The organism is Pseudomonas sp. Lz4W (assembly GCF_000346225.2).
Lineage (GTDB): Bacteria > Pseudomonadota > Gammaproteobacteria > Pseudomonadales > Pseudomonadaceae > Aquipseudomonas > Aquipseudomonas paraversuta.
The window spans coordinates 303991-314225 of sequence record NZ_CP017432.1 but is presented as its reverse complement, the minus strand read 5'-3'; the positions used below and the strand labels follow the sequence as shown (position 1 = coordinate 314225).

Below are 10235 nucleotides of genomic sequence, written 5' to 3'. Positions count from 1 at the left end.
GTCCCGTGTCATTGCTGAAGGTACAAAGTGGCGGCGGCTCACACCGCCACCGCCCAGAACTGCGGTGCCTGGGCCAGGGCAAAGGGGCTGAAGACCCACCATACCGGGCTGCCGGCAAAATGCCCCTGCACGTAGGGCGCAAACATGGGGTGGGGCAATGCCTGCACGTCGGTATCGAGGTCGGCCTGGGCGAAGTGCTGCATGCCCAGCACCTCATCTACCTGCAGTCCGACAAATATCTCCTGGTATTCCAGCACCAGCACCCGGCGCTGCTTGCGCAAAGGTGACAGTTCCACGCCGAAGAAACCGCACAGATCGAGGATGGGCAGCAGCTGCCCGCGCAAATTGGCCACGCCCTTGACCCAGGGTTTTACTCCCGGCAGCAAGGTAAAACGCGGTTCATGGAGGATTTCGGCGATTTCCCCCATCGGCGCCACGAAACAATGCTCGCCGATCCGGAAACCGATACCGCTCCAGTTGTCGGCCTGGACTTGTGCAGGTGCCAGACCCGCCGCCAGCGAGCGACAGCGCTGATCTATCTCCAGCAGCAACTCGAAGGCGGTCAGAGAGTCCGGCACAGGGCCTCCGTCATTTTGGAGGGTTATCTTTGAGTACTTGTTTGAGCGTCAAAATCAGCTTTTCTTCTTCGATCGGCTTGGTCAGATAGTCCTTGGCACCCTGGCGGGTAGCCCAGACCATGTCGGTTTCCTGGTCTTTGGTGGTGACGACAATCACCGGGATATGGCTGGTTTCGGAGTCTTTGGTCAGCTGTCGGGTCGCCTGAAACCCGTTGAGGCCCGGCATCACGATATCCATCAAGACCGCATCGGGTTTTTCCAGACGCGCCAGGGCGACGCCGTCCGCGCCGTTTTCAGCCCTGAGCACGACGTAACCGTGCTTTTCCAGCATGCCGGTCAATTTGTACATTTCAGTCGGCGAGTCATCGACGATCAGAATGCGAGCCATGGTGTTCCCCATTAAAAAAGGTAAGCGGCCAGCTGGCCGGGCATCATTGAGCGTTCGGGACAATATTGAAACCGGGCACATGAGCCTTGATCGCACTCAACAGTTCGTCCCTGCTGAAGGGCTTGGTCAAAAATTGATCAGAACCCACTATCCGCCCCTTGGCCTTGTCGAACAGCCCGTCCTTGGATGACAACATAATTACCGGCGTCGACTTGAACGCCCGGTTGTTCTTGATCAGTGCGCAAGTCTGATAACCATCCAGGCGCGGCATCATGATATCGACAAAGATGATATGCGGATGGTGATCGACAATCTTGGCCAGGGCATCAAAACCGTCGATGGCCGTGATGACCTCGCACCCTACGTTTTTGAGCAGCGTTTCGGCGGTACGGCGAATGGTTTTTGAATCGTCAATCACCATCACCTTCAAGGCGCTGGACTGCTTTTCCATATGTGCTCTACCGTCGCGTGGCGACCCGTTTTGTTACAAATGTGCGGCTTGAAAACCCAACTCCTTGATGGACAAGGGCTGAAAGTACTGTGCGAGCCTTTTTAGCACAGTCACGACCTGCAATCTATCGGGCGACCCGGCGTGACGCGGGGCAGGTGGTTTTTCCTTGACCGGGCCCCCGCTCAGCGCCACTCTGGCGCCACTTTTAAAAGCCTTTTACTAACCCGCAGAAGCGAGCTTGCTCGCGAACTTTTCTACGGGTGAGATCTTCGCCAATTTTATATGAGGAATTCGCCATGAGCGTTCGAGTCGGGATTGTCATGGACCCCATTGCGGGCATTTCCTACAAGAAGGACAGCTCGCTGGCCATGTTGCTGGCCGCACAGGATCGCGGCTGGACCCTGTTCTACATGGAGCAGCAAGACCTCTACCTGAGCGAAGGCAAGGCCCGGGCGCGGATGAAGCCGCTCAAGGTCTTCGCCGATCCGCAAAAATGGTTTGAGCTGGACGCCGAAGCCGATACCGCCCTGAGCGATCTGGACGTGATCCTGATGCGCAAGGACCCGCCCTTCGACATGGAGTTCGTGTACTCCACCTACTTGCTGGAACAAGCCGAGCGCGACGGCGTATTGATCGTCAACAAGCCGCAGAGCCTGCGTGACTGCAACGAAAAGCTGTTCGCCACCCAATTCACCCAGTGCACGCCGCCGACCGTAGTCAGCCGCCGCGCCGATGTCCTGCGAGAATTCGCCGCCACCCACGGTGACGTGATCCTCAAGCCGCTCGACGGCATGGGCGGCACTTCGATTTTCCGCCATCGGGTGGGTGATCCAAACCTGTCGGTGATTCTCGAAACCCTGACCGCCAACGGCACTCAGCAAATCATGGCCCAAGGCTACCTGCCGGCGATCAAGGACGGCGACAAGCGCATCCTGATGATCGACGGCGAGCCCGTACCCTATTGTCTGGCGCGCATTCCGGCCGCAGGCGAAACCCGTGGCAACCTGGCCGCAGGCGGCCGTGGTGAAGCACGGCCACTGAGTGACAAGGACCGCTGGATCGCAGCCCAGGTCGGCCCGACCCTGCGGGAGAAAGGCCTGTTGTTCGTCGGTCTGGATGTGATCGGTGAACACCTGACCGAAATCAACGTCACCAGCCCGACCTGCATCCGCGAGATCGACAATGCTTTCGGCACCAATATCGGCGCCCTGTTGATGGATGCGATTGCATCGAAGCTGCAAGCTTCAAGCGCCAAGCCGAAAGTTTAAAGGCGCAATGTAGCGAAGCGGCAAGTTTGGGGCGTATCGCTTTTAGCTTGCCGCTTGAGGCTTGCCCCTTCCCTCCTTGCAGCTAAAAACCAACATTGCGCTATCATGCGCGACCTGTGTAACGCGCAATGTTGGTCTTTCTGTCATGACACTCCCCAGCGACCTGCCCCCCGAACTCAGCCATAAAGGCGTGAGAGCGGCCGATCGCCTGGGTTTTACCCTGATGGTCGCGGCGCTGATTCATATCGCAGTGATTCTGGGTGTGGGTTTCAGCATGAGCGAGCCCAGGAAAATCAGTAAAACCCTGGAAATCACCCTCTCGACGTTCAAAAGCGAGAAAGCTCCGGACAAGGCGGACTTCCTGGCACAGGACAACCAGCAAGGCAGCGGTACGCTGGACAAGAAAGCCGTGCCCAAGACCACAGAAGTCGCTCCATTCCAGGACAATACGGTCAAAAAGGTCACCCCGCCTCCCGCTGCCAGACCCGAACAGCCAAAGGCAGCGCCCAAGGCGGCAGTCACCACCGTCGCCCCGAAACCGAACAAGGCCCCGCGCGAACCGCAAAAGGTCAAAACCGAAGCGGCGCCCAAGGCCAGCGTTCCCACGTTCGACAGCTCGCAGCTGTCCAGCGAGATTTCCAGCCTCGAAGCCGAACTGGCCAACGAGCAGCAGCTGTACGCCAAGCGCCCGAAGATCTACCGCATGAGTGCCGCTTCGACCATGCGCGACAAGGGTGCCTGGTATAAAGAGGACTGGCGCAAAAAAATCGAACGCGTCGGCAACCTCAACTACCCCGAACAGGCCCGTCGCGAAAAGATCTACGGCAAGCTGCGGCTGCTGGTGTCGATCAATCGCGACGGCTCACTGCACGAAGTGCTGGTACTTGAGTCCTCCGGGCAACCGCTGCTGGATCAGGCGGCGCAACGAATCGTAAGGCTGGCGGCGCCTTTTGCGCCATTCACTGGCGATCTGGCAGACATCGACCGGCTGGAGATCATCCGCACCTGGAAGTTTGCCCAGGGCGACAGGTTGTCGAGCAATTGAGCCAGGCTCGCTCCTGCAGAGTCAGCAATCTTCATCCGCCAAACTTGTCAGTTCACCTTGCCAGCGCCACACTAAGGCTCATGAAAAAGCACGCACCGACCTACCTCAAGCATCAATTCCTGATCGCCATGCCCCACATGGCTGACCCGAACTTTGCACACACCTTGACCTACATCGTCGAGCACACGGCCAATGGTGCCATGGGCCTGGTGATCAACCGGCCAATGGATCTGAGTCTGGCGGACATTCTTGAGCAACTGCGCCCTGATACGGCCTGCGCACCCTTGTGCCAGCATGTGCCGATCTACGGCGGCGGACCGGTGATGGTTGATCGCGGTTTTGTCCTGCACCCGGTCGGCATGAGCTTTGACGCCACCGTCGAGCTGGAGGACGGACTGGCCCTGAGCACCTCTGCCGACGTTCTGTTCAGTATTGCTGACGGGCACGGGCCGCGACGCAGCCTGATTTGCCTGGGCTATGCCGGGTGGGACGCCGGCCAGCTGGAGGCCGAACTGGCCGACAATGCCTGGCTGACCTGCCCCTACTCAGCCCACGTCCTGTTTGACACCTCTAGCGAGTTGCGCCTCGACGCCGCCGCCAAACACCTCGGAGTGAACCTCAATTTGTTAAGCACCCAAGCAGGCCATTCCTGATGGCCGGGCACGACATTCGTCTTGTGCTCGGTTTCGACTTCGGCACCCGCTCCATCGGGGTCGCCGTTGGCCAGATGATCACCGGCCAGGCCCGTGAACTGTGCAACCTGAAAGCCGAGAACGGCATTCCGAAGTGGGAAGAGATCGAAAAGCTCATTAAAGAGTGGAAACCCGACGTGCTGATTGTCGGCAAGCCCCTGAACATGGATGGCAGCGAAAGCCCGCTGTGCGCACGGACCAAAAAATTTGCCAATCGGCTCAATGGCCGTTTCAATTTGCCCGCTTATGAGCACGATGAACGCCTGACCACTTTTGAGGCCAAGGGCGAGCGTATGGCCCAGGGCGGCCAGCGCGGCAGTTTTCGTGACAATCCTGTGGATGCCATTGCCGCCAGGCTGGTGCTGCAAAGCTGGATCGACGAGTTCCTGGCCAAGTCTCAATCCAAAGCCTGACCCTGCGTTTGTATCACTGACGCGCCCCATTGTTTGCGCCCGCCGCTGCAGGCTTCGCCTCGCGGGCCTTTTAAGGAGCCACCATGATCCTGCCTGTTCCCGCTGAACTGATCTCCCAGATGGCCCTCGACCTCAAGGCCCATCTCGCCCGGCGCGGCATCACCGAGCCGCGCTTCATTGGCATTCGTACTGGCGGTATCTGGGTTGCCCAGGCACTGCTGCGCGCGCTGGACAGCGACTCGCCACTGGGCACGCTGGATGTGTCTTTCTACCGCGACGATTTCAGCCAGAACGGGCTGCACCCACAGGTTCGCCCTTCCGAGCTGCCATTCGAAATTGAAGGCCAGCATCTGGTCCTGATCGATGACGTGCTGATGAGCGGTCGTACCATTCGCGCCGCGCTTAACGAACTGTTCGACTATGGTCGTCCAGCCAGCGTGACACTGGTCAGCCTGCTGGATCTGGACGCGGCCGAACTGCCGATCAGGCCCGACGTGGTGGGTGCGACCCTGCCCCTGAAACCGACCGAGCGGGTAAAACTGTCCGGCCCGGCGCCATTGACCCTCGAACTTCAAGACCTTGCCTAAGAGACCTTTGCGATGACGCCCATAGACGCCAAGCGCCCGCTACAGCTCAATGATCAGGGCCAGCTGCGCCACTTTCTGTCCCTCGACGGACTGCGCCGCGAGCTGCTGACTGAAATACTCGATACCGCCGACTCGTTCCTCGAAGTCGGCGCCCGGGCGGTGAAGAAGGTCCCGTTGCTGCGCGGCAAAACCGTGTGCAATGTGTTCTTCGAAAACTCCACCCGCACCCGCACCACCTTTGAGATGGCCGCACAGCGCCTGTCCGCCGACGTGATCACACTCAATGTGTCGACTTCGTCCGCGAGCAAGGGCGAAACCCTGCTCGACACCCTGCGCAACCTTGAAGCCATGGCCGCCGACATGTTCGTGGTACGCCACGGCGACTCCGGGGCCGCGCACTTCATTGCCGAGCATGTGTGCCCGCAGGTGGCGATCATCAACGGCGGCGACGGCCGGCACGCGCACCCGACCCAGGGCATGCTCGACATGCTGACGATCCGTCGCCACAAGGGCGGCTTCGAAAACCTGTCGGTAGCCATAGTCGGCGACATCCTGCACTCGCGGGTCGCGCGTTCGAACATGATTGCCCTGAAAACCCTGGGCTGCCCGGATATCCGCGTGATTGCACCGAAAACCCTGTTGCCGATCGGCATCGAGCAATACGGGGTCAAGGTCTACACCGACATGACCGAAGGCCTGAAAGACGTCGACGTGGTGATCATGCTGCGCCTGCAGCGCGAGCGCATGTCCGGCGGCCTGCTGCCGAGCGAAGGCGAGTTCTACCGCCTGTTCGGCCTGACTACGGCCCGCCTGGCGGGGGCCAAGCCCGATTGCATCGTCATGCACCCGGGCCCGATCAACCGTGGCGTGGAGATTGAGTCGGCAGTGGCCGACGGCCCGCATTCGGTGATTCTCAACCAGGTAACCTATGGCATCGCCGTGCGCATGGCGGTGTTGTCCATGACCATGAGCGGGCAAACGGCCCAGCGCCAATTCGAACAGGAGAACGCCCAGTGAAGCTCAGCATTCTCGGCGCCCGCGTGATTGATCCGTGCAGCAAGCTGGATCAAGTGACCGACCTGCATCTGGAAGCCGGCAAAATTATTGCCATTGGCGCTGCCCCGGCAGGTTTTACCCCGACTCAAACCATCGAAGCCAAAGGCCTGGTGGCCGCTCCCGGGCTGGTTGACCTGAACGTTGCCCTGCGCGAGCCGGGCTACAGCCGCAAAGGCACCATCGCCAGCGAAACCCGCGCTGCCGCTGCCGGTGGCGTGACCAGCCTGTGCTGTCCGCCTCAGACCAAACCGGTGCTGGACACCTCGGCCGTCACCGAGCTGATCCTCGACCGCGCCCGTGAAGCCGGAAACTGCAAGGTGTTCCCGATTGGCGCCCTGAGCAAAGGCCTGGAAGGCGAGCAGCTGGCCGAATTGATCGCTCTGCGTGACGCCGGATGCGTCGCCTTCGGCAACGGTCTCAGCAGTTTCACCAACACCCGCACCCTGTGCCGGGCGCTGGAATATGCGGCAACATTCGACCTGACGGTGATTTTTCACTCCCAGGATCGCGATCTGGCTGAAGGCGGCATCGCCCACGACGGTCCGATGGCCGCCTTCCGCGGTTTGCCGGGCATCCCTGAAACCGCCGAAACCGTAGCGCTGGCCCGTGATCTGTTGCTGGTTGAGCAAAGTGGCGTGCGCGCCCACTTCAGCCAGTTGACCAGCGCCCGGGGCGTGGCCCTGATTGCCCAGGCCCAGGCTCGCGGTTTGCGGGTGACGGCCGATGTGGCGCTGTATCAGCTTATTTTGACCGATGAGGCGCTGGTGGACTTCTCCAGCCTGTACCACGTGCAACCGCCGCTGCGGACCCGGGCCGACCGTGACGGTCTGCGCGAAGCCGTGAAGTCGGGCGTGGTGCAAGCCATCTCCAGCCATCACCAGCCCCACGAACGCGATGCCAAGCTTGCACCCTTCGGTGCCACCGAGCCGGGCATGAGCAGCGTTGAACTGTTATTGCCGCTGGCAATGACCCTGGTAGAAGACGGTTTGCTGGACTTGCCGACCTTGCTGGCTCGCCTGGGCGCTGGCCCGGCCGATGCCTTGCGCCTGCCGGCCGGACGCCTGGCGGTGGGTTGCGCGGCGGATCTGGTGCTGTTCGACCCGGCAGCTTCCACCGTGGCCGGTGAGAAATGGCTTTCCAAAGGCGACAACTGCCCGTTCCTTGGCCATTGCCTGCCAAGTGCCGTGCGTTACACGCTGGTGGATGGCCGGATCAGCTACGAAGGCTAAGCATCTGCAGAAGCGGGCTGCTCGCGATCTTTTGAACACATAAAAGATCGCGAGCAAGATTGCTTCTGCATGTTTTGCGCTGTGCCTTAACGGCGTTCGGCGTTCTTGATCGAAATCTGTTCGTTCAGGGTCCAGAAGTCGTAAAGGATACCGATCAGAAAGAACCCGCCGGTAAACAGGTAGATGATCCCGGTGATCCATTTGCCCATGTACATGCGGTGCACACCGAGCACACCCAGGAAGGTCAGCAGAATCCAGGCCACGCTGTAGTCGGTTTCACCCGAGGTGAAACGCAGATCGGCTTCGCGATCCATGCTCGGAATCAGGAACAGGTCGATCAGCCAGCCAATTCCCAACAAGCCCAGGGTGAAAAACCAGATCGTCCCGGTCACTGGCTTGCCGTAATAGAAGCGATGCGCCCCCAGAAATCCGAAAATCCACAGCAAATAACCCAGCACCTTGCTGTGGGTATCGCGTTGTACATCGTCTCGATAGCCGCTCATAAATGCCCTCTTTGGTGCTGATAGAAAAATATTGTGGATTTTTTTGTGACTTTTTTACTGTCACGCAACAGGTAAAAGTGTCTTACAAAAAATGGCGCAAAGCCTTGTACCACCTGACCTGCGCTGCTGCCATGGGACAATTTGCCAGTACTTTTGCGCTTTTTCACCCCCAGGGCCAATCGACAAACGGCCTGAGAAAGGACAAAAAAGCTGTTATAAAGTTTCGCGCTTACCACCATAGAGCCCTGCCGAATGCGTCCTTTATTCAAGACATGGCTAACCATTTGCCTGTTAATGCCACTGGCCGCCCACGCCACCAATCGTGAGCAACATCTTCCTTCGGGCTTCACCGGCTACACCGCAAAATCATCTGCGGGTGCTGCTTATGTCGCCTCTAACAGCAAGACCAGCAACAAAACCGTAGCACGTCCTGCGTCCAGCAAGGCTCATCGCAAAGCGCCTGGCAAAATCGCCAATGCTTCGCTGACCGCCGCCAACATGCAGAGCAGCACGGTATTGAGCCGCGCCGTCAACGTGCTGGGCACCCCTTATCGTTGGGGCGGCAGCAGCCCAAGTAAAGGGTTTGATTGCAGCGGGCTGGTGAAATACGCCTTTAATGACGTTGCAGCGGTTGATTTGCCACGTACCTCCAGCGAAATGGCCAGCGGCCACGGGCAAAAGGTCGAACGCAAGGATCTGAAACCCGGCGACCTGCTGTTCTTCAACATCAAGAGCCGCAAGGTCAACCACGTTGCCATCTACCTGGGCAACGACCGGTTCATCCACGCGCCACGTCGCGGCAAGTCGGTCACCATCGACACCCTGAAAAAGCCTTACTGGCAGAGCCATTACGTAGTCGCCAAGCGCGTACTGCCGAAAGAGAAAGCCAGTCTGCAGGTTGTTCAGCGCTAAGAGCGCCAACCTGCTCGCTGTAGCTGTCGAGGCACGAAGGCTGCGATCTTGAAGATCGCAGCCTTTTTTCATCCACAGCCCCTACAACGTTTCGATCACCCTCGCCTCACTAAGCCTGCCAAGGCTCATCTCCAGCGTCTGCATGCCGACCGCCCCACCGGTCTGGATCGCCGAGACCATCTGCGCAACCTTGTTTTCCCGTATCAGGTTCCTGATTGCCGGTGTCGCCAGCATGATTTCGTGAGCCGCTACCCTGCCCCCGCCAACCTTCTTGACCAGCGTTTGGGAAATTACCGCCTGCAGTGACTCGGACAGCATGGAGCGCACCATGGCCTTTTCTTCTGCCGGGAACACATCCACCATCCGGTCGATGGTTCTGGCCGCCGAAGACGTATGCAGCGTGGCCAGTACCAGGTGTCCGGTTTCAGCTGCCGTCAGGGCCAGCCGGATGGTCTCGAGGTCGCGCATTTCGCCCAGCATGATCACATCCGGATCTTCGCGCAGCGCCGAGCGCAACGCTGCCGAAAAACTGTGGGTGTCACGATGCACTTCGCGCTGGTTGATCAGGCACCGGGCCGGCTGATGGATGAATTCAATCGGGTCTTCAATGGTGAGTATGTGCTGCTGACGACTACGGTTTAGGTGGTCGATCATCGCGGCCAGGGTCGTGGATTTACCGGAGCCGGTGGCACCAGTGACCAATATCAGGCCGTGGGGCAGGCGACAAAGCTGACGAAACACCTCGCCCGGCCCCAGTGACTCAAGGCTCGGTACCCGCTGGGCAATGCTGCGCAACACCGCCCCCGCGCCACGCTGCTGCTCGAAAGCGTTGACCCGGAACCGGCCCAGCCCGGCAAGTGCACAAGAGAAATCGGCTTCATGCCCGGTTTCGAAAGCGCTGCGCTGCGCGTCTGTCATCAGGCTGTGGATAAGCCCCCGCACCTGATCTGGCCCGAACACCGGCAGCCCGCACTGCTGCATCTCACCATCGACCCGCAGCATGGGTGCGACACCTGCTGACAGGTGCAAGTCCGAAGCGCCACTACTGACACTCAATGCCAACAGGTCGGCGATATCCATCCCCCCTCCCAATTCCAGTAGAATGCCGCAGAC

Annotated in this window: 14 protein-coding genes; 8 read left to right on the top strand and 6 right to left on the bottom strand. The window is 59.7% G+C overall.

Annotated features, from left to right (window positions below; genetic code table 11):
- Positions 1-38 precede the first annotated feature (38 nt).
- Genes B195_RS01520 through pilG form a run of 3 tightly spaced genes read right to left on the bottom strand, consistent with a single transcriptional unit; the run spans position 39 to position 1417 of the window.
- Positions 39-578: a chemotaxis protein CheW gene (locus tag B195_RS01520; protein ID WP_004419661.1), complete on the bottom strand. Its 540-nt coding sequence runs from the start codon at positions 576-578 to the stop codon at positions 39-41.
- A gap of 10 nt (positions 579-588) precedes the next feature.
- On the bottom strand, positions 589-966 hold the full coding sequence (gene pilH, locus B195_RS01515; RefSeq protein WP_004419663.1) for a twitching motility response regulator PilH: 378 nt from the start codon (positions 964-966) through the stop codon (positions 589-591).
- Positions 967-1009: 43 nt separating this feature from the next.
- The gene (pilG, locus tag B195_RS01510) at positions 1010-1417 is read right to left on the bottom strand and encodes a twitching motility response regulator PilG (protein ID WP_004419664.1); all 408 of its coding nucleotides are present in this window, start codon (positions 1415-1417) and stop codon (positions 1010-1012) included.
- Between the two features lie 296 nt (positions 1418-1713).
- On the opposite strand from pilG, the gene gshB reads away from it, so the two are divergent.
- The 7 genes from gshB to B195_RS01475 all read left to right on the top strand — a co-directional run bounded on the left by gshB (position 1714) and on the right by B195_RS01475 (position 7707).
- Positions 1714-2685 (top strand): glutathione synthase, encoded by a 972-nt coding sequence (gene gshB / locus B195_RS01505; RefSeq protein ID WP_004419666.1) that lies wholly within the window; start codon positions 1714-1716, stop codon positions 2683-2685.
- A 145-nt stretch (positions 2686-2830) separates the two neighbouring features.
- On the top strand, positions 2831-3730 hold the full coding sequence (locus tag B195_RS01500) for an energy transducer TonB (protein WP_004419668.1): 900 nt from the start codon (positions 2831-2833) through the stop codon (positions 3728-3730).
- Between the two features lie 80 nt (positions 3731-3810).
- Positions 3811-4383, top strand: coding sequence for a YqgE/AlgH family protein (locus B195_RS01495; RefSeq protein WP_004419669.1), 573 nt, complete (start codon positions 3811-3813; stop codon positions 4381-4383).
- Positions 4383-4835 (top strand): Holliday junction resolvase RuvX, encoded by a 453-nt coding sequence (gene ruvX / locus B195_RS01490; RefSeq protein WP_004419670.1) that lies wholly within the window; start codon positions 4383-4385, stop codon positions 4833-4835. Before B195_RS01495 ends, ruvX begins: the two co-directional genes overlap by 1 nt.
- Positions 4836-4918: 83 nt before the next feature.
- Positions 4919-5422: a bifunctional pyr operon transcriptional regulator/uracil phosphoribosyltransferase PyrR gene (gene pyrR, locus B195_RS01485; RefSeq protein WP_004419672.1), complete on the top strand. Its 504-nt coding sequence runs from the start codon at positions 4919-4921 to the stop codon at positions 5420-5422.
- A gap of 12 nt (positions 5423-5434) precedes the next feature.
- The gene (locus tag B195_RS01480; protein WP_004419674.1) at positions 5435-6439 is read left to right on the top strand and encodes an aspartate carbamoyltransferase catalytic subunit; all 1005 of its coding nucleotides are present in this window, start codon (positions 5435-5437) and stop codon (positions 6437-6439) included.
- Positions 6436-7707, top strand: coding sequence for a dihydroorotase (locus B195_RS01475; protein ID WP_004419675.1), 1272 nt, complete (start codon positions 6436-6438; stop codon positions 7705-7707). Before B195_RS01480 ends, B195_RS01475 begins: the two co-directional genes overlap by 4 nt.
- An 86-nt stretch (positions 7708-7793) precedes the next feature.
- On the opposite strand, the gene B195_RS01470 is transcribed toward B195_RS01475, so the two are convergent.
- The gene (locus tag B195_RS01470; protein WP_004419677.1) at positions 7794-8210 is read right to left on the bottom strand and encodes a TM2 domain-containing protein; all 417 of its coding nucleotides are present in this window, start codon (positions 8208-8210) and stop codon (positions 7794-7796) included.
- Positions 8207-8479, bottom strand: coding sequence for a hypothetical protein (locus tag B195_RS01465; RefSeq protein ID WP_238143951.1), 273 nt, complete (start codon positions 8477-8479; stop codon positions 8207-8209). The genes B195_RS01470 and B195_RS01465 overlap by 4 nt, the downstream gene beginning before the upstream one ends.
- On the opposite strand from B195_RS01465, the gene B195_RS01460 reads away from it, so the two are divergent.
- Positions 8463-9122, top strand: a complete 660-nt coding sequence (locus B195_RS01460) for a C40 family peptidase (protein WP_004419681.1) — start codon at positions 8463-8465, stop codon at positions 9120-9122. The genes B195_RS01465 and B195_RS01460 overlap by 17 nt on opposite strands.
- Before the next feature lie 81 nt (positions 9123-9203).
- Here the strand turns inward: B195_RS01460 and B195_RS01455 are convergent, their stop codons facing one another.
- Entirely contained in the window at positions 9204-10202 is a 999-nt protein-coding gene (locus B195_RS01455) for a type IV pilus twitching motility protein PilT (protein WP_004419683.1), read from the bottom strand.
- Positions 10203-10235: the final 33 nt, after the last annotated feature.

Excerpts from the sequence above, each read along its gene's own strand:
- B195_RS01455 (WP_004419683.1), bottom strand. The coding sequence starts at position 10,202 with ATGGATATCGCCGACCTGTTGGCATTGAGTGTCAGTAGTGGCGCTTCG.
- B195_RS01470 (WP_004419677.1), bottom strand. The coding sequence starts at position 8,210 with ATGAGCGGCTATCGAGACGATGTACAACGCGATACCCACAGCAAGGTG.
- ruvX (WP_004419670.1), top strand. The coding sequence starts at position 4,383 with ATGGCCGGGCACGACATTCGTCTTGTGCTCGGTTTCGACTTCGGCACC.
- B195_RS01495 (WP_004419669.1), top strand. The coding sequence starts at position 3,811 with ATGAAAAAGCACGCACCGACCTACCTCAAGCATCAATTCCTGATCGCC.
- pyrR (WP_004419672.1), top strand. The coding sequence starts at position 4,919 with ATGATCCTGCCTGTTCCCGCTGAACTGATCTCCCAGATGGCCCTCGAC.
- pilH (WP_004419663.1), bottom strand. The coding sequence starts at position 966 with ATGGCTCGCATTCTGATCGTCGATGACTCGCCGACTGAAATGTACAAA.
- B195_RS01460 (WP_004419681.1), top strand. The coding sequence starts at position 8,463 with ATGCGTCCTTTATTCAAGACATGGCTAACCATTTGCCTGTTAATGCCA.
- gshB (WP_004419666.1), top strand. The coding sequence starts at position 1,714 with ATGAGCGTTCGAGTCGGGATTGTCATGGACCCCATTGCGGGCATTTCC.
- B195_RS01480 (WP_004419674.1), top strand. The coding sequence starts at position 5,435 with ATGACGCCCATAGACGCCAAGCGCCCGCTACAGCTCAATGATCAGGGC.
- B195_RS01500 (WP_004419668.1), top strand. The coding sequence starts at position 2,831 with ATGACACTCCCCAGCGACCTGCCCCCCGAACTCAGCCATAAAGGCGTG.
- pilG (WP_004419664.1), bottom strand. The coding sequence starts at position 1,417 with ATGGAAAAGCAGTCCAGCGCCTTGAAGGTGATGGTGATTGACGATTCA.